Origin of the sequence: Niveispirillum sp. (genome assembly GCF_052437035.1) — a bacterium.
Taxonomy (GTDB): Bacteria; Pseudomonadota; Alphaproteobacteria; order Azospirillales; family Azospirillaceae; genus Niveispirillum.
This window is the reverse complement of sequence record NZ_JBQVOH010000002.1, coordinates 482,465-507,146: the sequence shown is the minus strand read 5'-3', so window position 1 is coordinate 507,146 and position 24,682 is coordinate 482,465. Positions and strand designations below refer to the sequence as shown.

Sequence of the window (24,682 nt, the reverse complement as noted above, 5' to 3'; positions counted from 1 at the left end):
CTACTCGTGCCGCAGCGCCTTGATGGGGGGGGCCATGGCGGTGGTGGCGGCGTGGCCGGCGACGGTGACCCAGGCGATGATCAGGGCCGTCAGGCCTGCCGCCACGAAATAGGCCGGCGACAGGTCTACACGTTGTTCGAACCCGTCCAGCCAGCCGCGCAGCAGCCACCAGGCGATGGGCCAGGCGACGAGGTTGGCGATCATGACGGGGCGAGAGAATTGCCAGACCAGCAGGGCCACGATCTGTGCGACCGTCGCGCCGAACACCTTGCGCAGGCCGATCTCCTTGGTCCGCCGCCGGGCCGCAAAGCCGGACAGGCCATAAAGACCCAGACAGGCCACCAGGATGGCAAGGCCGGAGAAGGAGGCAAAGACGGTGGCCTGTACCCGCTCCTCATTATATTGGGCGGCGATCATGTCCTCCACGAAGGCGGCGGTGAAGGGCCGGTCGTTGATCATGCGGGCCCAGAGCGACTGCACCTGCGACAGCAGCGCCGACGGATCGCGCCCGTCGAAACGGATGGAGAGCGTGTCGAACTGGCGTTCGGCCTGGAACATCACAGTCGGCTGTATCCCGTATTTCAGGGACCGGAACCGGATATCCGGGATGACGCCGACAATGGTCAGGTCGAAGGGCGCGTTGCCCAGCGTCTTGGTCTTCAGGACACGGCCCACCGCCTCGGCATTGGTGGCAAAGCCCAACAGGCGGGCTGCCGCTTCGTTGATCATGGCAGAGGCCTGCCCCGTCTCCCCATCCGCCGGCGGGCGGATCAGGTCGGTGCCGAAGGAGGGGTTGAAGACACGGCCAGCCACGGGGGCGACCTTGTACAGTTCCATGAACCCGTCACCCAGGCTCTGGTAATTCAACACCTGCCCCTTCTCACCGGAGCCTTCCAACGTGAAGATCATGTTGTTTTCGTTATTGTCGGTGGGCACGTCGGAGGACAGGGCAACATCCGTCACGCCGGGCAGGCGGCGGACCTGTTCCATCACGGCCTCGCGCGTCGACTGGAACCCCGCCCCGCCCAGGTTACGCAGGGCCAGCACATGCTGCCGGTCAAAGCCCAGTTCGGCATTGGTCGCGAAAATGGTCTGGCGATAGACGACCAGGGTGATGATCGACAGGCCGATGGCCACCGCGAACTGCATCACCACCAGCAACTGCCGCAGACGCGCGCCACCGCCATCCGCCGCGTCCTCACCCTTCAGGATGCGGGCCGGTTGGAAGCCCGACAAATACAGCGCTGGGTAGGCACCGCCCAGCAGGGTGACCAGCAGCGACAGGCCCAGCAGCGCCGACAGGAACAGCGGGTCCAGCAGCGGGATCGACAGGTCCTTGCCCGTCACGCCATTGAAGGCCGGCAGCGCCAGCTCCATCAGGCCCAGCGCCACCAGGATAGACAACACGACCATCACCGACCCTTCGGTCAGGAACTGTGCCACCAGGGAGCGGCGGCGTGCGCCCAGCACCTTTCGTACTGCCACCTCCCGCCCGCGCAGGGAGGAGCGGGCGATGGCCATGTTGGTGAAATTCACGCAGCCCAGCGCCAGGATCAGCAGGGCCACCATGGACAGGGCCGTCACCAGCCCGGCATCGCCCGCCGGCTTCATATCGCCGATATCGCCGGCCTGCTGCTTGGCATGCAGGCGGATATCGCGGATGGGCATGAAATGCTGGCGCGTGCTGTCGGAGGTGCGGACATTGTTGTTTTTGTTGGGGATCATCCGGTCGATGAAGGCAGCATTGTCATCGGCCAGCCGGGCGATGTCATCCGCGCGGCGCAGCTTCAGATAGGTGAAGACATTGACCGAGGTCCAGGTATCCAGGATGTTGGGAAACCCGGCCAGACGCTGCGGCACGACGGGGGCCAGCATCTCCACTTTCAGATGCGTGTTGAGCGGCAGGTCGGCGATCACCGCCGTAACGCGGTGGTCATACCGGTCGGGACCGATACAGCAGATGGTCAGGGTGCGACCGATGGGATCGGCATCACCGAAATATTTGCGCGCAGCACTTTGCGTCAGCACAAGCGATGACGGGTCCGACAGGGCCGTTGCCGCATCACCTTCCAGGAATTTCAGGCCGAAGATGGCAAGGGCCGCCGGGTCCGTATAGGTCACGGTCTGCGGAATGACGGTACCGTCGCGCAGGATGGAGGTGTCATAGGGGAACATGCGGACCGCCACCTCCACCTGCTCTGGATAGGCGGTGGTGAGGGCGTCCATCATCCGGCCCGCCGAGCGGACCGTGTTGAAGGGCGCGCGGCCCGGTATCTCATAGCTGGTATGGACGCGCACGATGCGGTCGGCATCGGGCACCCAGGCGTCATAGGACAGCTCGTCCCGGACATGCAGCATGATCATCAGGCAACTGGCCAGACCCACGGCCAGACCGGTGACATTGATGGCCGTGTACAGCTTGTGCCGCAGCAGATTGCGTACGGCCACCATGACCCAGTTCTTCAGCATGATATCCCCCCTCTCTATCCCTTTAACCGTCACTCGTACCGCAATGCCTTGACCGGCTTTGCCTGCGCCACGCGGGCGGCATGCAGGCCCACCGTCACCCAGGCAATGGCCAGCGCCACCGATCCGGCGCCCAGGAACAGCAGCGGGTTCAGGTCGATCCGGTAGGTAAAATCCGACAGCCAACGATCCATGCAGAACCAGGCCACGGGCCAGGCGATCAGGTTCGCCACCAGCACCGGCTTTGAAAACTGCCAGACCAGCAGGCGGACAATGTCGGGCACACTAGCCCCCAGCACCTTGCGCAGGCCGATCTCCCTGGTCCGGCGTTCGGCGGTGAAGCTGGCCAGACCATAAAGACCCAGGCAGGAGATGAAGATCGCCAGACCCGCAAAGGTCGCGAACATCTGCGAGGTCTTCTGTTCGCGCTGATACTGGTTGGCGATGTTCACATCGAAGAAGCTGCGCTCAATCGGGCGGTCGGGGATCAGTTCGGCCCAGGTGCGGTCGATCTTGTCCACCACCGCCTGCAACTGCCCGGCCTTGGCCCGTATGGCCATGGCATGGTGACGGCCCTCGTCGCTGATATACATCACGGCGCGGATGGGCTCATGAACGGAGCGGTAGTGGAAATCCGCCACCACGCCGATGACGGTGCCCATCAGATAGGTGGTCATGTTGTCCATGATCTTCACCTGCTGACCCAGGGCCGCAGCCGGGCTTTCATATCCCAGGGTCTTGACGGCGGTTTCGTTCAGCACGACGCCGACCGGCAGAAGGATTTCCTTGGTGCCTTCCGGCGGCGGCTTGTTCTCTTTCATCCAGTCGGGACGCTGGACCAGATCGGTGGCACGGGTGCGGTCGAAGGTACGACCGGCAACCATGCGCATGCCCAGCGCTTCGAAGAAGCCGGGTCCGACACTGTCCTGACGCATCACATGCTGTTCAGGCTTGGTCCCGGTCAGCGGCTCGATCACGGTGTTGTTTTCCCCGCCATCGCCGGGGATATGGGCCGCCACACCCACACCGGCGACATTGGGATCGGCGCGCAGCATGTCCATGAAGGTCTCGCGCTTCTCCCGCACGCCTTCATCCAGGAAATGGCCGACGATCACGACATTCTCCGTGTCGTAGCCAAGGTTCTTGTGCTGGGCATAGATGAACTGGCCATAGACGACCGAGGTGGCGACCATCAACGTGATGGAAATGGCGAACTGCACCACCACCAGCACCGTGCGCAACCGACCGGAACCGCCACTGGTGCCGGACCCGGCGCTTTTCATGGTCTGGGCCGGGTTGAAGGATGACAGAAGGAAAGCCGGATAGGCCCCGCCGCCGATACCGACCAACAGCACCAGCCCCAGCAGCATGGGCAGCAGCAGCGGGTCCTGGCTGAAATCCAGCACCAGTTCCTTGCCCAGGAACGTGCTGAACCCCGGCAGGGAAACTTCCACCAGCGCAATGGCGATCAGCAGGGCGAACAGGGTCATCAACACGCTTTCGCCCAGGAACTGTGACACCAGCTGTGCACGGCTGGCGCCCACCACCTTGCGCACGCTGACCTCCCGCGCGCGCTGGGTGGCACGGGCGGTCGCCAGGTTCATGAAATTGATGCAGGCGATGATCAGCACCAGAAAGGCGACCGCCGTGAAGATGGTCAGCTCTGTCTGGCTGATCCCCGGCGTCACATCGCCGCCCATGGGTTCCGTATGAATGCTGGTCAGCGGACGCAGGCCGGGAAAGGCCAGGGCGGACAGATCAATGGGGCCCTGCGGTGTCTGCAACGGCGTGAAGGTGCGCTTGACCCATTCCTGCATGCCGGCGTGCAGCGGCTCCACCGACGCACCCGGCTTCAGCCGCAGATAGGTCTGGCCCTGCGTATTGCCCCAATTCTTTTCTTGTTCGATCATCCAGGTGCCGGCGGGATGACCCATAGGCAGCAGCACGCCGAAATCCAGATGCGTGTTGCGCGGCAGGCTGGCCACCACCGCCGTCACCTTCAGTTCATACTTGTGATCCAGCGTCAGGGTCTGGCCCAGGGCCGGCGCATCGCCGAAATATTTCCGGGCCATTTCTTCGGTCAGGACCACGGAATAGGGATCTGTCAGCGCGGTAGCGGCATCACCGGCCAGCAGCGGAAAATCAAAGATCCGCAGGAAGGTGGGATCGACCGTGAAGGTCCATTCATAGAATTGCCGGTCACCGACCGATATGATGGCCCGGCTTTGAAGGAAGCGGGTGAAATCCTCCACCTCCGGATGGGCGTTCTTGAAGGCGGGGCCGAAACCCATCTGGGTATAGGCATTGCGCTCCGGCTTGCGGCCCGGCACATGCCATTCGATGGTCGCCTGATAGATGCGGTCCGCGTCCTTGAAGAACCGGTCGTAACCGGTCTCATTGCGAACGTACAAAAGGATCAGAAGACAGGCGGCCAGCCCCACGGCCAGGCCCGACAGGTTCAACAGGGCGTGCAGACGGTGACGCAGCAGATTGCGCAGGGCCACCATGATCCAGTTGCGAAGCATCGTTCTCCCCCCTCTTGGTAGCCCCATCCCTGAACCAGGGAACCCTTGCGGGTCCGGTCCCCACCGGACCCGCAAGGGCCAGTCGCTCACTCGTAGCGCAGCGCCGTCACCGGCTTGGCCTGCGCCACGCGGGCCGCATGCAGGCCGACCGTGGCCCAGGCGATCAGCAGCGCCACCGCACCCGCCGACACGAACAGCAGCGGATTCAGGTCGATGCGGAAGCTGAAGCCGTTCAGCCACTGATCCATGAAGTACCAGGCCACGGGCCAGGCGATCAGGTTGGCGACCAGAACCGGCTTGGAGAACTGCCAGACCAGCAGGCGGACAATGTCCATCACGCTGGCGCCCAGCACCTTACGCAGGCCGATCTCCTTGGTCCGGCGCTCCGCCGTGAAGCTGGCCAGACCGAACAGGCCCAGGCAGGCGATCAGGATGGCGAGACCCGAGAAGGCAGCGAACATCTGCGAGGTCTTAGCCTCCCGCACATACTGCGCCTGGATACGGTCATCCAGGAATTCGCGGTTCAGCGGACGGTTCGGGAACATGTCGCGCCACACCCGCTCGATCTCCACCAGCGTCTTCTGCACGTTGCCGGGCTTCAGACGGACCAGCACGTCGGAGAAACGGTCGCGGTTGATGACGAACAGGGCCGGCGGGATCGGGTCATGGACGGAGCGGAAGTGGAAATCCGCCACAACACCGATGATGGTCAGCTTGTTGGTGCCATCATCATCGGCCCCGACCTCGAACTGCTTGCCGATCGCATCCTCGTTGCTGGCGAAGCCCAGACGCTTCACCGCAGCCTCGTTGATCATAACGGCACCGGCATAGGTGCGGGCAGCCGTATCGCCTGCCGGCACCTGGGCCGGGTCGGCAAGGGGCGGCAGCTGGTCGGCGGGGCGGTTGCGGTCGAACTCACGGCCAGCCACCAGTTGCAGACCCAGCGCCTTCACAAAGTCCCAATCAACACCACCCTGACGCAGGACCAGCATCTGATCCGGGTTGGCACCCGGCAGGCGGACATTGGTGTTGTTCTCACTACCATCGCCGGGGGTGCTGCTGCTGCCCGCCGCTGCGACAACGCCATCCAGCTTGGCCAGCGCCTCCACCAGCGTCTGCTGGCGGGCCTGATCAACGGAGCGCGGGAAGCCGCGCAGGACCAGGGTGTTTTCCTTCTCAAAGCCCAGATTCTTGTTCTGGGCATAGAGAAGCTGACCATAGACCACGGAGGTGGCGACCATCAGGGAGATGGAGATGGCGAACTGCACCACCACAAGCGCCATGCGCAGCCGGCCTGAACCGCCGCCCACACCAGACGATGCGCCCTTCAGCACGCGGGCCGGATTGAAGCCCGACAGGAAGAAGGCCGGATAGGCACCGCCCGCGACACCCACGACCAGCGCCAGCCCCAGCAGGGCCGGACCCAGCAGCGGATCGGTGAACAGATTGAAGCTCAGCTTCTTATCCAGGAAGGCGGAATAGGCCGGCAGGGCCAGTTCGACCAGGGCGATGGACAGGACAAGGCCGATCACCGTCAGCAGCAGCGATTCTCCGATGAACTGCATGATGATCTGGCTGCGGGATGCCCCCACCACCTTGCGCACGCTGACCTCACGGGCACGCTGGGTAGCGCGGGCCGTGGCCAGGTTCATGAAGTTGATCGAGGCAATCGCCAGAACCAGGGCCGCCACCGCCGCAAACGTGATGATCTCCGCATAGGAGGTGGCCGGACGCATTGAGGTCATCACCGGGTCGGTATGGATGTCCTTCAAATTGCGCAGGCGCGGCGTGAAAATCTCACCCAGCACGACATTGCCGGTGGGGGAATTCAGCGTCGGGGCCGTGGTCTTGAACCAGGCGGGCATCCGGTCGCTCAGCGCCTTGCCATCCACGCCCGGCTTCAGCCGGACATAGGTCTCGCAGCAGACAGCGCCCCAGTTGGTCTCGATGCCGCGCATGGCCTGGGCCACCGCCGCATAAGGACGGATGATTTCCAGATCAAAATGCGTGTTGGAGGGCATGTCGGGGATGACGCCCGTCACTTTCGCAGGGGCCGAACCGTCAATATCCAGGGTCTGGCCCAGCGGGTCCTGATCCTTGAAATATTTGCGCGCCATGCTTTCGGTCAGGACGATGCTGTTGGGATCGTCCAGCGCCGTCATGCGGTCACCGCGCAGGAAGGTGAAGTCGAATATCCGGAAAAAGTCGGGGTCCACGGCGCGGGCGGTTTCAGAGAAGCTTTCGCCACCCTGCTTGATGACGACGCTGTTCTGGATCACCCGGGCCGTCATCTCCACCTCCGGCAGCCCTTCCTTCATGGCGGCGGCCAGGGGCAGCATGGAGGCGGCGAAATGATCCACCTGACGGCCCGGCAACTGCGCCTTGAAGGCCACCTGATAGATGCGGTCATTGTCGGTGAAGAAACGGTCGTAGGACGTCTCGTTGCGCACAAACAGCAGGATCAGGACGCAGGTCGCCAGACCCACGGCCAGACCCGTGACGTTGATCGCCGAATAAAGCTTGTGCTTCAGAAGGTTGCGCAGGGCAACCATCAGGTAGTTCTTCAACATGGCAGATCCCCCCGGATGCCGTGGGCCGCGATCATCAGGCAGCGCGCAGGTTCTCGGCCACGACCTGTCCGTCGAACAGGTTGATGATGCGTGTGGCGTACTGGGCGTGCGGCATGGAGTGGGTGACCATGACGATGGTGGTGCCTTCGGCATTCAGTTCGGTCAGCATGCGCATGACCTCGTCGCCATTGGCGCTGTCCAGGTTACCGGTCGGCTCGTCCGCCAGCAGCATCTTGGGCTTGGCGACGACGGCGCGGGCGATGGCCACGCGCTGCTGCTGACCACCCGACAGCTGCTGCGGCAGGTGACTTTCACGGTGGCCGATATTTACCTTCTCCAGGGCGGCCTTGACGCGTTCCTTGCGTTCACGCGCCGGGATGTCGTGATAGAGCAGGGCCAGTTCGACATTCTCGAACACGGTCAGCTCGTCGATCAGATTGAAGCTCTGGAAGATGAAGCCGATATTCTTCTTGCGGATATCGGCCAGCTTGCGCTCACCGTATTTCGACACCTCCTCGCCATTGAACCAGTATTGGCCGCTGCTGGGCGTATCCAGCATGCCGACAATGTTCAGCAGCGAGGACTTGCCGCAGCCCGACGGGCCCATGATGGCGACGAATTCGCCGTCACGAACATGGATGTTCACCGAATTCAGCGCCGTGGTTTCAACTTCCTCGGTGCGGTAGGCCTTGACCAGATCAACCAGCTTCAACATTCCCTTGGTCCTTCCTGCTAAGATTTCGTTTTCCCTCAAGCGCCGGGCGCCGCCATCCGGCGGCACCAAGCCTCAATTCAACTGGATACGATCCATGCGGATCATGTCGCCATAGGCCGACGTGACCACCCGTTCACCCTTGTCCAGGCCGCTTTTCACCTCGATCACCTGGGCATTGCGGCGACCCAGCTGGACCGAGCGCTTGGTGGCATATTTGCCGTCGGAACCGACGACGAACAGCCACGCCCCGCCCGTATCCTGATAGAAGGCGCCGTTGGGGATCAGCAGCGCCGTGGTCGTATCGCCCAGCTTCAACCGCAATTGCAGGCTCTGGCCGGGGCGGATGTCCTTGGGCGCTTCGCCCGCGAATTCCAGTTCGACCCGGAACTGACCGTCACGGACCTGCGGGAAGATCTTGGCAACGCGCAGCATGAAGGTGCCGGCCCCGATAGCCGCTTCCGCCGTCTGGCCGGTTGCCAGACGCGGCAGGTAGAATTCATCCACCTGCGCCACCACCTTGAACCCGTCCATCCGGTCGATGCGGCCCAGACGCTCACCGCGCGTCTTGTTCTGGCCCACTTCGGCCTCCAGCGAGGTCAGCTGACCATCGACCGGGGCTTTGACGATCAGGTTGTCCAGGTTGCGACGGGCAAATTCCAGGTTCTCCTGCAATTTGCCGGTGCTCTCCTTCAGCTTGCCGAACTGTTCGTCACGCAGACGGTCGGTGACGGTCTGCGTCTCCTTCAGGACGTCGCGGCGACGCTGGAGATAGGTGTATTCGTCCTGGGCCTCGTCATACTGCGCCTGACTGATGGCCTTGGTCTTGATCAGTTCGGCACGGCGGTCCAGCGTGCGCTTCAGCTGCACCAGCTTGTATTCCACCTCCACCAGGGCCTGGCGGTTGCTGAGACGGGAGACCTCCAGGTTCAGTTCCACCGTGCGCAGCTGGTTCAACTGCTCGATCACCTGCGCTTCACGGCTGATCACCTCCAGCTGCAGGTCGGTATTGGTCAGCTCCAGCAAGGGCTGGCCCGCCTTCACGAACTGCCCAGCCTCGGCGAAGCGGCGTTCCACACGGCCCCCCTCGACACTGTCGAGGAAGATGCTGGTCAGCGGTTCAACCGACCCACGCACGGGGATGAAATCCTCGAACTGGCCCTGATTGACGGTGGATACGATCAGCCGATCCTCCGCCACGCGCACCGTCTGTCCGCCGGTGCCGCCGAACGCCATGTAAAGGCCGCCGGCCCCCACCAGCAGGGCGATGGCCGCCCCGGCAATGGCCTTCTTGTGCTTCTGGAGACCCGTCTTCTCGATCCGGCGATCCATCGCCATGATGCCCACTCCCTACCCTTGTTTGGTGCCGGTCAGGCCAGCCAGTTGATCAGCACGGCCAGCATCAGGCCGGCGAGCCACAGGTCCGGATGGACGCTGAGGACGGCGTCCTCCACCCGGTCCATCAGGTCCGTTCCTTCGGTGATCATTTCCAACTGCTGCTGCGCCTGACGCATGATCAATCCCCATCCCTTGCCGTCGGTCCCGTCGCCGGCGTTCCGGGTTTCTACTGGCAAGGGGCGTGCCAATAAGAAGTTTGTTTATTTTCAACACATTGGTCGAATAGCGCGATTGTTCGGAAACGAACAGTGTCCGATTTCGGACAGAGCGCGGCCCAAAGGCGGACACTGGACGAATTACCACTTTTTAGGTAAAACTATGTGGTTAACGTTGATGGGAAAAAGTCTCACGCCGTTGACACCGGTTTTCAGCACCAATGAAGGCCGGAGGGGCAAAAAGTCGGCCAAAGGCGGGCACGGAAGATGGGGCAAATGTCGGTCAATCTGCCGGCATCTTTGCGCAGCACCACATCGATGCTGCGAACCCTTACGGCTGACCGCGAAACGGCCCTTTCCCGCCTGACCAGCGGTTTGAAAATCAACACTGCTATCCAGGGACCACAGCAGTTTTTTGCCTCGCGCGGGCTCACGCAACGTGCGGGCGATCTCGACGGGCTGAAATCCGGAATGGCGCAGGCCATTTCAACCGTGCAGGCGGCCAGTGCTGGCGTCGCATCCGTTAAAGGTCTGCTGGATCAGGCGCGTGGCCTGACCACGGTAACGCTGGCCACCCTGGATAACACCCCATCCGCCATCTCCATGCGCCGGGAACTGGCCCAGCAGTTTGATGGCATCCTGCGGCAGATCGACAAGTTCGTGTCCGACAGTTCCTATGGCGGCAAAAACCTGCTGATGTCCCGTCCCCCCAGCTTTGCCGCAACCGACAAGAGCGTGCGCAATGTTGGCGACATTACCGGCATTGATAAGGCCGCGATCAGCAGCGTCACATCCGCCGACAGCTATCGCGTGGCCGTCACCGGCAATGGCGCGATTTCCACCGATGCGACGGACCTGTTGCGGGCGCAGGACACACTTGGTCTGGCGCAGTTGAATCTCAGCGGGTTCAACAGCGCGACCGAAGGCCGATTTGACGACATCAAGTTCGAACTGCACGGCAAGCCCGGACGGGATGCAAAGCTGGTCGTGCTGGACGGGAACGAAAGCTGGACAACCAGTTATAGTCAGTCTGAACTGAAGGCTTTGGCGGATTCCGGCAATAAACTGGCCGTCAGCCACAGCTTCAATTCCGGGGCGCAGATCAACCTTCAGATTGACGGCAGGCTGATGGCGGAGGCGCTGGATACAAGCGGGGTCGTAAGGACCAGCCTTGCCCGCGATGTCAACCTGATCATCAGCGTCACCAATAACCAGGGTGTGACGCTGGAGCGCAGCGCCGCAACACAGGACACCTCGATCCGTCTTCAGGAGGGGGAGAACAGCTTCCGGTTTCCGGCCGGCACCGTGCGACTTGAGGTCGATCCGAAGACCATCCAGGGTGCGGCAGAGACAGCAGGTGGGATCACCGGGGATCTTGGGTCCTTGACCGGCGCGATCATGCCGGGCCGCCCCACGACCGAGGATCTGGCGGACACCGCCGTCAAGCTGGAGGTGGCACGATCGGGCTTTGGCGCTGGTGCCGTGGTTTTGAACCAGTATGCCGGCATCGGCGGCGGCGACCAGGTCTGGTCGCAGATTAATGGCAATCAAAGCCTTGCGTCGATCGGGGGCAATGATCCGCTCGCCAGCAAAGGCGAAATCATCATCACGCCCAGCGCCCTGGCCGGAAAGACAGCGAATGCGGTGTTTCTTTATAATCGCAGCGCCGGCGGCGGGGGCCTGACCACCGTTGCCGATGGCGATTTCGACGCTGGAGAGTTCGCCAACCCCTTCACCCAGGGTTGGCAGCAAAGCGCGCAATTATCCCTGACCTACGGCGCGGTTTCGAATGGACGCCGGACGGTCAGCATCGACGACGGGCTGGGCGGCAGCTTCAACGGCTCTGTGGAGGACAAGGGCGACGGTCAGCCCGTGGTTATCCGTTTGAGTGGCGGCGTCAATAACGGTGCCACGATCGGTCTGTTCCATAAGGATGGTAGTGCCGGCAGCCGTACGATTGATGTCCATCTGGGACTGGACAGCTATGCCGTCGCCGATGACGCCGCCACCGCCGCTGCCAGCAGCTTCACCAGCCTGGAAGGATGGTCGGGGATCGGCACCGACAGCAATGTCAGCGTCTCCATCGGCGCCAGCAACAGCGCAGGCCTGGGCCTGCGGACCATCTCTATCACCCATACCGCCATGGATGGCAGCATTGGCGTGACCGACAATCTGACCATGGGCAATGCCGCGGGGCCGACCGGCTTTACATTGTCCAGCGGCGCCCGAATTCAGTTTGATGCCGCCGCCGGTGCCAACAATTATTCCTGGCGCGTCGCCGCCATGAGCAGTACGGCCAGCCGCGCCGCAGAGCTGACGGTCCGCAGCGTCTCTTTGGGGGAGAAAGCCACCATGACGACAGAACAGGTCAGTGTTGGCACCGCCGAGAATGATCTCACCGTCAACCTGAACGCCAATGGCAGCAGCGCCTTGGAAATCAAGGCCGTCAATTTGGGCAGCGGGCCGCTGGGGCTGGGTATCGACAATGCGGCCAATGGCTGGCGTGATCGCAGTGACGTGAACCTGGCCATCGACGACCTGGAACGCGCCAATATCCGTCTGATGTCTTCCTTGCGCAGCCTGGATGTGAACATGGACATCCTGAACACCCGGGCCGACTTCACTGCCGAGTTTTCTGAGGTCCTGCGGGATGGGTCCCGCAAGCTGGTCATTGCCGATGATAACACCGAAAGCGCCAAGGTCCTGACCGCCGACCTCCGCCGCCAGCTGGCAACGACCATGGTCAGCCTGATGACGCAGCAGCAGCAACGTATCCTCAGCCTGTTCTGATATCACACCGCCGCCAGGGTCAAGCCGGGTGGCCCGGATCAGGCGACCGGGTGGTCCGGACGGCGGGAGGCAGGCCAGGGCTCGCCCTGATCCTCGATCCGGCATTCGATGGCAGAGCCCTCCAGCCGGATATCGGCGCCCCCCGACAGGCGCAGCAGCAGCGCCCCCTCCAACGGTTCCAGGGCCAGCAGCGACAGAAACTGTCCGCGCCGGGTCAGGTCCACCCCGCGACGTTTGACCTTCTCAACGCCCGTGAAGCGCACGGCGCAGCGGATGCGCGTCGGCCCCTCCCCGCCCTCATCAGGCGTGGGGCCGCCATCGGGTGCCGGACCTTCCCATTGATACCGGCTGGCCAGCAGGACGAACATCCCGTCATCGGGCAGAAAGGCCAGATCGGTGATGGGGATGATCGCGTCCTGCAACAGGGCGGAAACCACCCGCAGATCATCCGCATCCACTGCCCGAAGCCGTACCGCCGCGTTCATCATCATCTCTCCACCAGCATCCGCCGACAAAATACGGGGGTGCGGGGCACTTGCCAAGGACAAGCCCTTGATGATGGTCCCGGCTTTTGTCAGAATCCCCATCGCCGCCCACCCATGCGCGCAAGAGGGACCGCCCAGGCTGGCGACAGGGGCGGGATATTGGTAGTTTCCCGCGCATGTTCGGGCGTGCGGCCCGGACGCCCCTTTCATCGCCCGTCAGGACCCGCTCCCATGAAGTTCTTCGTCGATACCGCCGACCTCGCCGAAATCCGCGATCTGGCCGATACCGGCCTGCTGGATGGCGTCACCACCAACCCGTCGCTGGTCGCCAAGGCCGGTCGCAACTTCGTGGAACTGATCGCCGAGATCTGCGACGTCGTCGAAGGCCCGGTCAGCGCCGAAGTGGCCGCCACCGATTTCGACACGATGCTGAAGGAAGGCCGTTATCTGGCCCAGATCGCCCCGAACGTGGCCGTCAAGGTGCCGCTGACGCCGGCTGGCCTGAAGGTCTGCCGTACGCTGGCCAATGAGGGCACCATGGTCAATGTGACCCTGTGCTTCTCCGCCGCCCAGGCCATTCTGGCCGCCAAGGCCGGTGCCGCCTTCATCTCCCCCTTCGTGGGCCGCCTGGATGATATCGGCCAGAACGGCCTGAACCTGATCCAGGAAATCGTCGAGATCTATTCCAACTACTCGGCCTTCACGACGGAAGTGCTGGTCGCGTCGGTGCGCAACCCGATCCATGTCGTGGAATCGGCCCGCATGGGCGCCCATGTCGCCACCATGCCGCCCAGCGTCATCCGCCAGTTGGGCAACCATGTGCTGACCGACAAGGGTCTGGCCACCTTCGTGTCCGATTGGGCCAAGACCGGCCAGTCCATCCTGGATCAGCCCCTGCCCAAGCGCGGCTGATCCGCCACGCAAGGTCGGGCTTCGACAACGATAATAATAAGGATGGAGGAAAGGCCGCATGACCACCGGACCCGGACAGATCACCACCAACCCGATGGATGAACTGACGGCCGAGGATGTGGCGGCCTTTCTGATGGACCATCCTGATTTCCTGGCGCGGCGGCCCGACCTGCTGCGCCATCTGCTGGCCCCCACCGCCCCGGAAATGGGCCAGGGTATTGTCGATATCCGCGAACGCATCCTGGAAAAGCTGCGGGGTGAGGTGGGGCGGCTTTCCGACCAGCAGCAATTGCTGGTCGATACGACCCGCGCCAACATGATGAACCTGCGGCGCGTTCATGCCGCCGTCCTGCATCTGCTCTCCTGCCGGGGGCTGGAGGCGATGGTGCAGGCCATCACCAGCGATCTGGCCGTCCTGCTGGACCTGGATGGGGCGGCCCTGGTGGTGGAACAGCCCGAGGGCCCCATCGCCAGCATCGGCCCCGCCGGCCTGGGCATGGCCCATCATGGCACCATCAACCGCGTCATGGGCCGCGCCGATGTGGCCCTGCAATCCGATATCCTTGGTTCGGTCGAGGTCTGGGGCCATCAGGCCGGCCTGATCCGCAGTCAGGCCCTGGTCCGCCTGCGCCTGGGTGACGGGGAAGAAGCCACACCCGCCCTGCTGGCCTTCGGCTCCGCCGAACCGGAAACCTTCCATCCCGGACAGGCGACGGACCTGCTGTTGTTCCTGTCGGGTGTGGTGGAACGCGTCATCGCCGCCTATCTGGACCCGGCACCAGCATGGTGAGCGTCAGCCTGGGCTTTGCGGCGCAGGCCGATCTGCACGAGGCCATCGAGCGGTGGCAGCGCTGGCTGAGCACGGAAAAGGGCGCCAGCCCGGCTACCATCCGCGCCTATAATACCGACCTTGCCGAGTTTCTGGCCTTCATGGCCGACTATCGGGAACGCAAGCCGGGCCTGAATGATCTGGGCAACATCTCCTTGATGGAATTCCGTGCCTGGCTGTCCGCGCGCGCCATGGAAGGGGCGCAGGCCGTCACACGGGCGCGCGGCATCTCCGGCGTGCGCAATCTGTTCAAATGGCTGGACCGTCACGGCATCGTGCATAATCCCCATATCGGAGCGCTGAAGGCCCCGAAGCTGAAATCATCCCTGCCCCGTCCGTTGCATGAGAAGGATATGGGGGCATTGCTGGATGAGGCAGCCAGCCTGCCCGATGCCCCCTGGATCGGGTTGCGCGACCGGGCCTTGTTCACCCTGCTGTATGGCTGCGGCCTGCGTATTTCAGAGGCGCTGGCCCTGAACCGCAACGACCTGCCACCGGGGTCGGCCACGGTGCGCGTGCTGGGCAAGGGGTCAAAGGAACGGCAGGTGCCGGTGCTGCCCGCCGTGAATGAGGCCGTGGCAACCTATCTGGAGGCCTGCCCCTGGCAGGGAACGGACGCCATCTTCGTGGGCAGCCGGGGCGACCGGTTGAACGCATCGGTGGCGCGCAAGCAGATGCAGGCCCTGCGCGGTGCCCTGCAACTGCCCGACAGCGCCACGCCCCACGCGCTGCGCCACAGTTTCGCGACCCATCTGCTGGGCGGTGGCGCCGACCTGCGCGCCATCCAGGATTTGCTGGGCCATGCCAGCCTGTCCACCACCCAGCGCTATACCGATGTCGATACGGAGAAATTGCTGGCTGTTTATGCCGACGCGCATCCGCGGGCGCGGGGGTGATTGCGGGTTACACAGGCCTGTGCGACTATTCTAGTTGTTGGTGAGGAGGCTTAACCGTGGCCGAAGAACCTGAGAATATCGTGCTGGCCTATCTGCGCCGCATAGACCTGAATGTGAAGGACCTCCAGCGCGGGCAGTCGGAAGTACTGAACCGATTGAACAGGCTTGAAGAAGGCGTTGCCCGAGTGCGCCCTGATCAGGCAAATGAAGCCGAAACCGTCGCCCATCTTCAGGCGCAGGTGGACCGTCTGCGCGAACAGATTGACCGCATCAACCGCCGCATTGATCTGGTGGATTAACCCATCGCCCAATCGGCAATCGCCGCCGCATGGATGGTGGTCGTATCGAACAGGGGCAGGTCGGTATCCGGCGGCCCGATCAGCATCGTGATCTCGGTACAGCCCAGGATCACCCCCTGGGCGCCTGCCGTCCGCAATCCCGCGATGATGCGTTTATAGCTGTCGCGGGAACTGTCCTTCACTTCGCCCCGGCACAGCTCCTCATAAATGATGCGGTGAACCTCCGCCCGGTCGGCCTCGTCTGGGGTCAGGATATCCAGGCCGCCGGCGGACAGGCGGGCGCGGTAGAAATCCTGTTCCATGGTGAAGCGGGTGGCCAGCAGCGCCACGCGTGACAGGCCGGCGGCGCGGATGGTCGCCGCCGTCACATCGGCAATGTGGATCAGGGGCAGGCCGGTGGTGGCCACCACCTCGTCCGCCATCTTGTGCATGGTGTTGGTGGCAATGGCCAGCGCCTCTGCCCCCGCCGCCTTCAGGTCACGGGCGGCGCCCACCATCATGGCGGTCAGCCCATCCCAGTCGCCCGCCGCCTGCATGGCGGCAACGGGTGCGAAATCAACCGAATGGATCAGCAGCGGGGCCGAGGACAGTCCACCTTGTACCGCGCGCACCCGTTCATTGATCAGCCGATAGTAAAGCTGGGTGGATTCCCAGCTCATGCCGCCGATGATGCCGATGCGCCGCATGGGGACTGCCTTGCAGAAAGGATGGATACCTTCTGCTTGGCCTGGATACGCCCCCGCCGCAATGGCGAACTTGTCCTGACGACAAGCTCAATCCAGGTCCATTTCCAGGGTCAGGGGCTTGTCGGTGACATCCACCTTGGCATCCTCAAAGACGGGGGGACCCATGCGGCCCTTGGCATCCCGGCTGACAGCCCAGGGTTCGCTGGGTGCGCCGAACATGCCCCGGTCCAGCTTGGCATTGTCATTCACGTCCTGAAAGGCCGTGGCGGCATAGGCACCCGGCGGCACATCCTTGAAAACAATGCGGACCGTATCATCCTTCGCCGCCGCCTTATCGCGCAGGGTGCAGCGTTTCAGGAATTCCTCCTGGGTGCAGAGCTGCACGAAGACACCGCGGCCATTGGGTTCGGCGTCGGTGACGATGACCGTGACATCGGCGGCCATCGCCATCGGGACCGTGGAGGCAGCGAGAAGGGAAAGGGCGAAAGCGGAAAGCACGACGCGGCGCATCTGTGAGGGTCCCGTGGCTGGTATGGATGGACATCCCATCACCCAACCGGCCGGGACCGGTAAATAACGGCTTCGTGCAACCGGCGGCGCGTTTCGTGAAATCCGTTTCGCGAAGCGTGAAATGCGCGCGGGTCAGGCGGCGCGCGGCAATCCCGCCGGTTCCAGCATCATGGTCAGGGCCGACCCGCCCCGATCCATCGCCTCCAGCGCCAGGGAGAAGGCGTCAGCTGGCGCCAGTTGGAAGTCGCAATGCACCTCCCCGCCATCGAAGCTGACCAGGGCCGAGAGGCGGCCCGCGATGCGCAGCATGCGGTGATTATCGCCCAGGCAGTAGAATTCCACCCCGCGCAGGCCACGGTTGCGGGCCATGGTGAAGGCACGGCGGACCAGCATGCCGCCCAGGCCCTGATTCTGCCAGTCGGCCTCGATGGAGATGGCCAGTTCGGTACGGGTGCCGCCATGGCGCAGTTCCACGGCCCCCCGGATTTCCCCACCCACAATGGCGGCCAGCACGATGGCCTTATGCCAGTCGATCCGGCCCACATGTGCGCGCACGGCATCATCACTCAACCCGCCCATGAAACGGGCGCGGCGGTCGGATGCGGACAGGCGCAGCAGATGGGCGGTGTAACGGGCGGCCTCGGCGGGCAGCAGGGGGCGGAACACGGTCATGACGGAACAAACCTCGGGACAAACGGACAATACGCCCCTTCCGCGTCCCCTCCCCCGGGATCTGTCCCCCGCCAACCGTATGAGGGGCGGGATTGTTCTTGTGCAGCGCAATATAGGGGGTGAATACGCGGCTGTGAAGATTTGGGCAGCTATGCCGGAAACGCAGCACCGGCGCGGGTGGCACCAACATCGTTGCATCCTTTCCCGCCGCCGCTATCCTGCGGATGGACATCGGCGACAGGCGGATATCATGAGCATCTGGGGCAAGGTCATCGGCGGGGCAGCGGGTTTCGCGATGGGGGGGCCGCTGGGCGGTCTGCTGGGTGCCCTGGCCGGCCACGCCGTAGACGGGTTCAGGGATGCCGAACAGGCCCCGCGCGGCAGCGATGATGAGGGTCGCCCGGACCAGACGCAGACCATCGCCTTCACCGTCGGCGTCATCGTGCTGTCGGCCAAGATGGCCAAGGCCGATGGCGTGGTTCACCGGGTGGAGATCGAGGCATTCAAACGCATCTTCCATGTGCCCGACCATGAGCTGCGCAATGTCGGCCGCCTGTTCGACGCGGCCAAGCGCGACAGCGCCGGGTTCGAATCCTACGCCAAACAGCTGGCGCAGATGTTCCAGGACAGGCCGGAGGTGCTGGAGGAGCTGCTGGCCGGCCTGTTCCACATCGCGGTCGCCGACGATATCGTGCATCTGGCCGAACTCGCCTTTCTGCGCCGCGTGGCGGAGATTTTCGGCTTTCCGCCCGACGAGTTCGAACAGGTCTGGCGCCAGCATGGCACCCGCATCGAGGGGGCGAACGCGCCGGAAGATGATCCCCATGCCATCCTGGGCGTGGCCCGGGACGCGGATTTCGACACGATCAAGGCGGCTTATCGCAAGCTGATGCGCGAAAACCATCCCGACGCACTGATCGCCAAGGGCATGCCCCAGGAATTCATCGATCTGGCGCATGAGAAAACGGCAGCACTGAACACCGCCTATGAAAAACTGGAACGGGAGATGCGGGGGAAGTGATCCCCCGCGCCACCCATATCAATCACGGAAATTAATATACTGCAGCGGCTGCTCGATCTTCAGCCCCTTGACCAGGGCGATGCAGGCCTGCAGGTCGTCGATCTTCTTGCCCTGCACGCGCAGTTCATCGCCCTGGATGGAGGCCTGGACCTTCATCTTGCTGTCCTTGATGGCCTTGTTGATCTGCTTGGCCAGGGTCTGGTCGATGCCCTGCTTGACCTTCACGGTCTGACGCAGGGTGCCGCCGGCGGCGTTTTCTTCCTTGCCCCAATCCAGGCAGCCGGGGTCCAGCTTGCGCCGCACGAAATAGCCTTTCAGCATTTCCGTCAGCTGCGCCAGCTTGGTGCTGTCCTCGGTATGGATGTGGATTTCGTTCTCCTTCTCCTTCAGCTCCATCGTGGATTTGGAGCCTTTGAAGTCGAAACGCGTCTGCAATTCGCGCAGCACACCCTGCACGGCATTGTTCACTTCGGCGATGTCGGTCTTGGAGACGATATCAAAGGTGGGCATGGGGAAAAGGTTCCGGGTACGGTTTGAAACACTGGCCGCACATTAGCACCAGCCATCCCGGCCCGTCACCCTTCCCCGAAAACGGGTCAGCCCTTCGCAACGCTCACCTGATTATCGGCCATGGTCGCCCCATCGCCGGCATGGGCCTGTTCCCCGGCGGACATGGCCGCCACCACGAACAGACCGGCCAGGACCAGGGCTTGCAGGACCATGGCGGCACGCTGCTTAAAATTCGTCGCTTCACGCATTACGGCCTCCCTAAAAGGCTGGATGTTGATCCTGGGCATCGCCCCGATACCCGATGAACTGACTATATAAGCGACTCTTTAACATGCAAATGTTTAATATTGTCACGGACAGGTTTCGCATCGGTAACGCCTGTCCTCTGTTGCACGAAGGGCACAGGTGCGGGCTGTCGCGGGACCGCTTTGGGCCTTTGCGGGCCAGGATGCGGGTGCTAGATGTCTGATGTCGCCGGTCAAAACTCTTGACCGGCGACATCCGCGCCGACGGGCGCGGCGGCGGCCCATGCCGCCGAAGCTTGAAATACCGACTTGTCGGCATTTCAAGCCGCTGGCATGAGAACAGGCCCGTTACGGGCAGTTGACAGGATCAAGTGATGACCAAGCCGTCCTTCGACCAAGATGCCGCCAACCTGCTGGACGACCTGATCCAGCGTGCCCGCCGCGCCGGGGCCGATACTGCCGATGCGCTGCTGGTGGATGGGGCGTCACTGTCGCTGTCCACGCGCCTGGGCAAGCCTGAAGGGCTGGAACGGTCGGAAGCGGGCGATCTGGGCCTGCGCGTCTTTGTGGGCCGGCGGATGGCCGTGGTCTCCTCCACCGACCGTGGCCCGCGCATGATCGCCGAACTGGCGGAGCGGGCCGTGGCCATGGCCCGCGCGGTGCCAGAGGACCCGTTCTGCGGGATCGCCGAACCGGGCCAGATCACACAATCCTGGATCGACCTGGACCTGAACGATCCGGACGAACCCAGCGCCGATGCCCTGATCGAAGCCGCGAAGGCCACGGAGGATGCGGCCCGCGCGGTGGCCGGCGTCACCAATTCCGACGGTGCGGATGCCAGTTGGAGCCGCAGCGCCGTCACTCTGGTGGCCAGCAATGGCTTTGCCGGCGGTTATGGCGTGTCGCGCCGGTCGCTGTCAGTCTCCGTCCTGGCCGGTGAAGGCACCGGCATGGAACGCGACTATGCCTATCACTCCACGGTCTATGGCAGCGACCTGGAAAGCCCGGCGGAGATTGGCGCGCGTGCCGGCCGCAAGGCTGTGGCCAAGCTGAACCCCCGGAAGGTGAAAAGCCAGACGGTGCCCGTGATCTTCGATCCGCGCCTGTCGGGCGGGTTCCTGGGCAATCTTTGCGGGGCCATTTCCGGCGCCGCCATTACGCGCGGCACCAGCTTCCTGAAGGACAGGCTGGGCCAGGCGGTGTTTGCCCCCGGCATCCAGGTGGTGGAAGACCCGCATGTGCGGCGCGGCCTGCGTTCAAAGCCGTTCGATGCGGAAGGTCTGCCCAACTATCGCCGCAACCTGATCGAGGATGGGGTGCTGACCACTTGGATCCTGGACCTGCGTTCATCACGCCAGCTGGGCCTGACGCCCACGGGCCATGCCACGCGCGGCACCAGTGGCCCGCCATCGCCCAGCCCGACCAATGTCTATCTGGCCCCCGGCCCCCTGTCGCCCACCGAACTGATGGCCGATATCAAGGATGGGCTGTATGTCACAGAACTGATGGGCCAGGGCGTGAACGGGGTCACCGGCGATTATTCGCGCGGGGCCGCCGGTTTCTGGATCGAGAATGGCCAGATCGCCTATCCGGTCAGCGAGATCACCATTGCCGGCAATCTGAAGGACATGTTCCGCCGTATCGTGCCAGCCAGCGACCTGCGCCTGCGCTATGGCATCGACGCGCCGACCATCCGTATCGACGGGATGACGGTCGCCGGCATGTGAGACAGGGCAACATGTGCCAATAAAAAGGCGCGTCGGGTTTATCCCGCCGCGCCTTTTTATTTTGTTACATCCGTATCACGCGCATTCGGCGCGAAAGCCGGTGCGGGCCGCCAGGATGGCGATCTGGGTGCGGTTACGGGCGCCCAGCTTCTGCATCATGGCGCGGACATGCACCTTCACGGTGCCTTCCAGAACGCCCAGTTGACGGGCGATTTCCTTGTTGGAACAGCCGGACAGCAGCAGGCGGAAAATATCGCGCTGCCGATTGGTCAGGCGGGAAACAGAAGCGAAATCGGCGCGATCCTCCGCCGCGGGCACGGCAACGGCAGTGGTCAGCATGCCATAGGGCATCTGGACATAGCCTTCGCGCGTCAGGGCCAGGGACACCGCTTCGGCCAGAACAGCGCTGGGATCGCTTTTCAGCAGGCAGGCGACGGCACCCGCCGTCAGCAGCGTGCGGGTTTCCGCCGGGGTGAAGGCAGAGGACATGATGATGGAAGGGACACCCTGCACCTTGGCCAGGAAATCGGCGATGGCGGTCATCCGTTCCGGCCCCAGCCCATCGGCATCCATCAAAACCACATCGGGAACGTTGGAAGCCTGCGACAGCAGACCCAGCGCTTCTGCCGGGGTACCGGCCTGCCACGTCTGCGCCCCATCATGCAGGGAGGCCAGCGTCAGCGCCAGACCATGACGGACCAGGGCCTGCGGATCGATGATCAGGAAACAGCGGCGGCGCACACCGGAAACGCCATCAACCCCGGTGGGGCGTGCGTAGGAGTCCGTGGTCACAACACGAAACGGGCTGCCGCCCCGGCGCACGGCGATGGTCATCCCGACCTCCAGCAAAGGGGCATCCAGCCCGGTGTTAACCTCTCGTACATATTCATACGGATTAAGTCTTCTCGCAACCTCCTTCTGTTCAATTCCATGAGAATCTGTTTATATTATTCTTAGGAACTGAGTTGTTATGAAATTAGATCGAAATTCGAAGCTTTAATCCTTGGTGGTTACTTCGCATCTCGATCTATCGATTGTATTTTAACTAAACTTTCAGCGACAGGCCCAAAAGGCTTGGAATCATGGGAAAAATTCCCGTCGGATGCGACATGCGCCTGGTTCAGCGGCGATGGGAATTGGCTGGATCACAGGGGGTACGGGGCATGACATCTGGGTCGGTGATGCTGGTTGACCATGATCAGCTGTTCAGCGCGGCATTGGCCGCCTTGCTGGAAGAAGAAGGGATGGCGGTGGAGTCCCCCCTGCCCTCGCTATCTGCCGCCGAACAGGCCCTGACCAGCGGGGCCAGGCCTGCCTTGATCATTACCGACCCTTCCGGCCTGGACCGCGTTGATGATGGCGACCCTCTGACGCGGCTGCGTGCCCTGGCGCCGGATACGCGGCTGCTGGTCCTGTCCGCCGATCTGGCACAGCCGGCGCTGAACCGCAGCCTGTCTGCCGGCGCACACGGCCATGTCTCAAAGGGGGCGTCGTTCAATGCCGTGCTGCGGGCCGTACGCCTGATCCTCATGGGACAGGCCGTCTATCCCGCCGCCGCCACCCAGGGCATGGGGCAGACCCAAGCGCAGTCCCCCACGCAGGCCGAACCGGGCGCCGATACGGCCAGCAGTGCCGACTTGTCGCCCCGCGAAACCCAGATTTTGGCCTGTGTCATCAGCGGCCATTCCAACAAGGCCATCGCCCGGCGCCTGTCGATCACCGAAAGCACCGTGAAGATGCATTTCAAGAATGCCATGCGGAAGATCAACGCCGGCAACCGCACCCAGGCCGCCATCTGGGCCATGGAACATGGCATCGCCCCCATGGCCTGAAACGCGAAAACAAAAACGAATTCTCGTAAAAAGCAATATAATCCAAATAAATATAGTCCAAATAAAAAAGGGCCGCTGCAGACAGCGGCCCTTTCTCGTACCGTCTGCCAGCCCCGAAGGGCCGGCAGGTGTCACCCGATCAGATGATCAGGGGAACACGATCACGGCGCGGCGGTTCGACGGCTCACGCACGCCATCGGCGGTCGGGACCAGCAGATCCGCCTCACCCTTGGCTTCCACGGAAACCTGATTGGCCGGCAGACCCTGGCTCACCAGATACTCCCGCACGGCCTCGGCGCGGCGCTGCGACAGCTTCTGGTTATAGTCGGTCGGACCAGACGTGTCGGCATGGCCGGCCACGTTGATCTGCACGATCTTGCCAGCCTTGGCGTCGCGGGCGACGTTCTGCAGAACCTGCTGCGCATCAGCCGACAGCACCGAACGATCCCAGTCGAAGAAGACCGTGAAGTTGCGGGTGATGGTCGGAGCGGCAACCGGAGCCGGGGCCGGCGCGGGGGCCGGCGGCGGCGGCGGGGGAGCAACCACGGTCGTGGCCTGCACCGGCTGGGCCGGGGCGGAACCGAACACGGTGCGCACGCCGATCAGCACGGAGTGGGAGTTGTAGTTGCTCTTGTAGCGCGGGTTCTCGCTCTTGAACTTCAGGTCATCGATACCCTGGTAGCGATAGCCAAAGGTCAGATCCAGATCCGGGGTCAACGCATAGGCAACGCCCACGCCCAGCTGATAGGCGAAGTTGTCCTGCGCGGCGTTGGAATAGTAGCCGTTGGAGAACACCGGACCGACATTGTCCGTGTCCACCCAGCCCCAGCCCAGACCGGCGCTGACATAGGGACGGAACGGCGAGCCGACGTCGAATTCCTTCTGCACCACACCCATCAGGGTGAAGGTGGTGGTGTCACCGATCGGGTTGCCCACGGGGCCGCCCTTGATGGTGTCGACCTGGTGAATGGAATAACCGCCTTCAACGCCAAGGCGCAGGCCATCGCCAAACTGATAGCCGGTTTCGAACACGGCGGCGATGGTCTCCTTGTTGTTCACCTTGTTGGTGGCGGTGGCGGTCTTCAGATCAAGATCCTGCAGCCAGCTCACGCCGATCTGAGACCCGATATACGGCCCTTCCGGCAGGGTCTGCGCCGTGGCAGCCACGGGCAGGACGAGAGCCAGTGCAGTTCCCATCAGCAAATGGTGCAGTTTCATCTTTCATTCTCCTTATGGGCCCTTGGGCGATCACCTTGACGAACGGGACCCGGTTGATAAGGCGAGGGTCCCGGTGGCGACCTGTTCTCTCACGGGGCGGCCAAGCAAAAGCCAGCGCAGCCCGGTCACACCAGACTTACAGAAATTGTGCGCCCGACTCAAGGTGGCAACTTGCTGGACAAACATACTAGCCCATAAGGCTAAACAATGGTGAGCCAGAATTT

The 24,682-nt window shown here is 63.2% G+C and carries 22 protein-coding genes; 8 read left to right on the top strand and 14 right to left on the bottom strand.

The window, feature by feature from the left end; translation table 11 throughout:
• From ACT6Q8_RS07450 to ACT6Q8_RS07425, 6 genes are all read right to left on the bottom strand, one after another.
• Entirely contained in the window at positions 1–2,469 is a 2,469-nt protein-coding gene (locus tag ACT6Q8_RS07450) for an ABC transporter permease (protein WP_444734761.1), read from the bottom strand.
• Positions 2,470–2,498: 29 nt separating this feature from the next.
• Positions 2,499–4,991: an ABC transporter permease gene (locus ACT6Q8_RS07445; protein ID WP_444734760.1), complete on the bottom strand. Its 2,493-nt coding sequence runs from the start codon at positions 4,989–4,991 to the stop codon at positions 2,499–2,501.
• An 86-nt stretch (positions 4,992–5,077) separates the two neighbouring features.
• Entirely contained in the window at positions 5,078–7,561 is a 2,484-nt protein-coding gene (locus tag ACT6Q8_RS07440) for an ABC transporter permease (protein ID WP_444734759.1), read from the bottom strand.
• Between the two features lie 34 nt (positions 7,562–7,595).
• Entirely contained in the window at positions 7,596–8,276 is a 681-nt protein-coding gene (locus ACT6Q8_RS07435; protein ID WP_054166032.1) for an ABC transporter ATP-binding protein, read from the bottom strand.
• A 72-nt stretch (positions 8,277–8,348) separates the two neighbouring features.
• Complete coding sequence (locus tag ACT6Q8_RS07430) at positions 8,349–9,611, bottom strand: efflux RND transporter periplasmic adaptor subunit (protein WP_082371941.1); 1,263 nt, start codon at positions 9,609–9,611, stop codon at positions 8,349–8,351.
• Positions 9,612–9,643: 32 nt separating this feature from the next.
• Positions 9,644–9,787 (bottom strand): hypothetical protein, encoded by a 144-nt coding sequence (locus tag ACT6Q8_RS07425; RefSeq protein WP_156344397.1) that lies wholly within the window; start codon positions 9,785–9,787, stop codon positions 9,644–9,646.
• A gap of 357 nt (positions 9,788–10,144) precedes the next feature.
• On the opposite strand from ACT6Q8_RS07425, the gene ACT6Q8_RS07420 reads away from it, so the two are divergent.
• Positions 10,145–12,616, top strand: a complete 2,472-nt coding sequence (locus ACT6Q8_RS07420; RefSeq protein ID WP_444739362.1) for a flagellin N-terminal helical domain-containing protein — start codon at positions 10,145–10,147, stop codon at positions 12,614–12,616.
• 38 nt (positions 12,617–12,654) lie between these two features.
• On the opposite strand, the gene ACT6Q8_RS07415 is transcribed toward ACT6Q8_RS07420, so the two are convergent.
• A complete protein-coding gene (locus ACT6Q8_RS07415) occupies positions 12,655–13,107 on the bottom strand; it encodes a DUF2948 family protein (RefSeq protein WP_444734757.1) in 453 nt (150 codons plus the stop codon).
• Positions 13,108–13,332: 225 nt separating this feature from the next.
• Here ACT6Q8_RS07415 and fsa point away from each other — a divergent pair, with 225 nt between their 5' ends.
• Genes fsa through ACT6Q8_RS07395 form a run of 4 tightly spaced genes read left to right on the top strand, consistent with a single transcriptional unit; the run spans position 13,333 to position 16,037 of the window.
• Positions 13,333–14,013 (top strand): fructose-6-phosphate aldolase, encoded by a 681-nt coding sequence (fsa, locus tag ACT6Q8_RS07410; RefSeq protein ID WP_054166035.1) that lies wholly within the window; start codon positions 13,333–13,335, stop codon positions 14,011–14,013.
• A gap of 58 nt (positions 14,014–14,071) precedes the next feature.
• Positions 14,072–14,803: a DUF484 family protein gene (locus ACT6Q8_RS07405; RefSeq protein WP_444734756.1), complete on the top strand. Its 732-nt coding sequence runs from the start codon at positions 14,072–14,074 to the stop codon at positions 14,801–14,803.
• Positions 14,797–15,738 (top strand): tyrosine recombinase XerC, encoded by a 942-nt coding sequence (locus tag ACT6Q8_RS07400; protein WP_054166036.1) that lies wholly within the window; start codon positions 14,797–14,799, stop codon positions 15,736–15,738. Before ACT6Q8_RS07405 ends, ACT6Q8_RS07400 begins: the two co-directional genes overlap by 7 nt.
• A 56-nt stretch (positions 15,739–15,794) precedes the next feature.
• Positions 15,795–16,037 carry a hypothetical protein gene (locus ACT6Q8_RS07395; RefSeq protein WP_054166037.1) on the top strand — a complete coding sequence of 81 codons (243 nt, stop codon included), beginning with the start codon at positions 15,795–15,797 and terminating at the stop codon, positions 16,035–16,037.
• Here ACT6Q8_RS07395 and ACT6Q8_RS07390 read toward each other — a convergent pair.
• The 3 genes from ACT6Q8_RS07390 to ACT6Q8_RS07380 all read right to left on the bottom strand — a co-directional run bounded on the left by ACT6Q8_RS07390 (position 16,034) and on the right by ACT6Q8_RS07380 (position 17,905).
• Complete coding sequence (locus ACT6Q8_RS07390) at positions 16,034–16,723, bottom strand: aspartate/glutamate racemase family protein (protein ID WP_444734755.1); 690 nt, start codon at positions 16,721–16,723, stop codon at positions 16,034–16,036. The genes ACT6Q8_RS07395 and ACT6Q8_RS07390 overlap by 4 nt on opposite strands.
• 87 nt (positions 16,724–16,810) lie before the next feature.
• Positions 16,811–17,233 (bottom strand): DUF2141 domain-containing protein, encoded by a 423-nt coding sequence (locus tag ACT6Q8_RS07385; RefSeq protein WP_444734754.1) that lies wholly within the window; start codon positions 17,231–17,233, stop codon positions 16,811–16,813.
• Between the two features lie 132 nt (positions 17,234–17,365).
• A complete protein-coding gene (locus ACT6Q8_RS07380) occupies positions 17,366–17,905 on the bottom strand; it encodes a GNAT family N-acetyltransferase (RefSeq protein WP_054166040.1) in 540 nt (179 codons plus the stop codon).
• 250 nt (positions 17,906–18,155) lie between these two features.
• Between ACT6Q8_RS07380 and ACT6Q8_RS07375 the strand changes: the two genes are divergently transcribed.
• On the top strand, positions 18,156–18,926 hold the full coding sequence (locus ACT6Q8_RS07375; protein ID WP_444734753.1) for a TerB family tellurite resistance protein: 771 nt from the start codon (positions 18,156–18,158) through the stop codon (positions 18,924–18,926).
• A gap of 18 nt (positions 18,927–18,944) precedes the next feature.
• On the opposite strand, the gene ACT6Q8_RS07370 is transcribed toward ACT6Q8_RS07375, so the two are convergent.
• Together ACT6Q8_RS07370 and ACT6Q8_RS07365 are read right to left on the bottom strand one after the other, a co-directional pair.
• Entirely contained in the window at positions 18,945–19,436 is a 492-nt protein-coding gene (locus ACT6Q8_RS07370) for a YajQ family cyclic di-GMP-binding protein (protein ID WP_054166042.1), read from the bottom strand.
• A gap of 86 nt (positions 19,437–19,522) precedes the next feature.
• Positions 19,523–19,684: a hypothetical protein gene (locus ACT6Q8_RS07365; protein WP_444734752.1), complete on the bottom strand. Its 162-nt coding sequence runs from the start codon at positions 19,682–19,684 to the stop codon at positions 19,523–19,525.
• 371 nt (positions 19,685–20,055) lie between these two features.
• Here ACT6Q8_RS07365 and ACT6Q8_RS07360 point away from each other — a divergent pair, with 371 nt between their 5' ends.
• On the top strand, positions 20,056–21,408 hold the full coding sequence (locus ACT6Q8_RS07360) for a TldD/PmbA family protein (RefSeq protein ID WP_444734751.1): 1,353 nt from the start codon (positions 20,056–20,058) through the stop codon (positions 21,406–21,408).
• A gap of 75 nt (positions 21,409–21,483) precedes the next feature.
• Here the strand turns inward: ACT6Q8_RS07360 and ACT6Q8_RS07355 are convergent, their stop codons facing one another.
• Positions 21,484–22,242, bottom strand: a complete 759-nt coding sequence (locus tag ACT6Q8_RS07355) for a response regulator transcription factor (RefSeq protein ID WP_054166044.1) — start codon at positions 22,240–22,242, stop codon at positions 21,484–21,486.
• A gap of 329 nt (positions 22,243–22,571) precedes the next feature.
• On the opposite strand from ACT6Q8_RS07355, the gene ACT6Q8_RS07350 reads away from it, so the two are divergent.
• Complete coding sequence (locus ACT6Q8_RS07350; RefSeq protein ID WP_444734750.1) at positions 22,572–23,240, top strand: LuxR C-terminal-related transcriptional regulator; 669 nt, start codon at positions 22,572–22,574, stop codon at positions 23,238–23,240.
• Between the two features lie 147 nt (positions 23,241–23,387).
• Here the strand turns inward: ACT6Q8_RS07350 and ACT6Q8_RS07345 are convergent, their stop codons facing one another.
• Positions 23,388–24,458, bottom strand: coding sequence for an OmpA family protein (locus ACT6Q8_RS07345; RefSeq protein WP_054166046.1), 1,071 nt, complete (start codon positions 24,456–24,458; stop codon positions 23,388–23,390).
• Positions 24,459–24,682: the final 224 nt, after the last annotated feature.

Excerpts from the sequence above, each read along its gene's own strand:
- ACT6Q8_RS07350 (WP_444734750.1), top strand. The coding sequence starts at position 22,572 with ATGACATCTGGGTCGGTGATGCTGGTTGACCATGATCAGCTGTTCAGC.
- ACT6Q8_RS07440 (WP_444734759.1), bottom strand. The coding sequence starts at position 7,561 with ATGTTGAAGAACTACCTGATGGTTGCCCTGCGCAACCTTCTGAAGCAC.
- ACT6Q8_RS07360 (WP_444734751.1), top strand. The coding sequence starts at position 20,056 with ATGACCAAGCCGTCCTTCGACCAAGATGCCGCCAACCTGCTGGACGAC.
- ACT6Q8_RS07375 (WP_444734753.1), top strand. The coding sequence starts at position 18,156 with ATGAGCATCTGGGGCAAGGTCATCGGCGGGGCAGCGGGTTTCGCGATG.
- ACT6Q8_RS07400 (WP_054166036.1), top strand. The coding sequence starts at position 14,797 with ATGGTGAGCGTCAGCCTGGGCTTTGCGGCGCAGGCCGATCTGCACGAG.
- ACT6Q8_RS07365 (WP_444734752.1), bottom strand. The coding sequence starts at position 19,684 with ATGCGTGAAGCGACGAATTTTAAGCAGCGTGCCGCCATGGTCCTGCAA.
- ACT6Q8_RS07345 (WP_054166046.1), bottom strand. The coding sequence starts at position 24,458 with ATGAAACTGCACCATTTGCTGATGGGAACTGCACTGGCTCTCGTCCTG.
- ACT6Q8_RS07420 (WP_444739362.1), top strand. The coding sequence starts at position 10,145 with ATGCTGCGAACCCTTACGGCTGACCGCGAAACGGCCCTTTCCCGCCTG.
- ACT6Q8_RS07405 (WP_444734756.1), top strand. The coding sequence starts at position 14,072 with ATGACCACCGGACCCGGACAGATCACCACCAACCCGATGGATGAACTG.
- ACT6Q8_RS07390 (WP_444734755.1), bottom strand. The coding sequence starts at position 16,723 with ATGCGGCGCATCGGCATCATCGGCGGCATGAGCTGGGAATCCACCCAG.
- ACT6Q8_RS07450 (WP_444734761.1), bottom strand. The coding sequence starts at position 2,469 with ATGCTGAAGAACTGGGTCATGGTGGCCGTACGCAATCTGCTGCGGCAC.
- ACT6Q8_RS07445 (WP_444734760.1), bottom strand. The coding sequence starts at position 4,991 with ATGCTTCGCAACTGGATCATGGTGGCCCTGCGCAATCTGCTGCGTCAC.
- ACT6Q8_RS07435 (WP_054166032.1), bottom strand. The coding sequence starts at position 8,276 with ATGTTGAAGCTGGTTGATCTGGTCAAGGCCTACCGCACCGAGGAAGTT.
- ACT6Q8_RS07415 (WP_444734757.1), bottom strand. The coding sequence starts at position 13,107 with ATGATGATGAACGCGGCGGTACGGCTTCGGGCAGTGGATGCGGATGAT.
- ACT6Q8_RS07370 (WP_054166042.1), bottom strand. The coding sequence starts at position 19,436 with ATGCCCACCTTTGATATCGTCTCCAAGACCGACATCGCCGAAGTGAAC.
- ACT6Q8_RS07380 (WP_054166040.1), bottom strand. The coding sequence starts at position 17,905 with ATGACCGTGTTCCGCCCCCTGCTGCCCGCCGAGGCCGCCCGTTACACC.
- ACT6Q8_RS07355 (WP_054166044.1), bottom strand. The coding sequence starts at position 22,242 with ATGACCATCGCCGTGCGCCGGGGCGGCAGCCCGTTTCGTGTTGTGACC.
- ACT6Q8_RS07425 (WP_156344397.1), bottom strand. The coding sequence starts at position 9,787 with ATGCGTCAGGCGCAGCAGCAGTTGGAAATGATCACCGAAGGAACGGAC.
- ACT6Q8_RS07430 (WP_082371941.1), bottom strand. The coding sequence starts at position 9,611 with ATGGCGATGGATCGCCGGATCGAGAAGACGGGTCTCCAGAAGCACAAG.
- ACT6Q8_RS07385 (WP_444734754.1), bottom strand. The coding sequence starts at position 17,233 with ATGCGCCGCGTCGTGCTTTCCGCTTTCGCCCTTTCCCTTCTCGCTGCC.
- fsa (WP_054166035.1), top strand. The coding sequence starts at position 13,333 with ATGAAGTTCTTCGTCGATACCGCCGACCTCGCCGAAATCCGCGATCTG.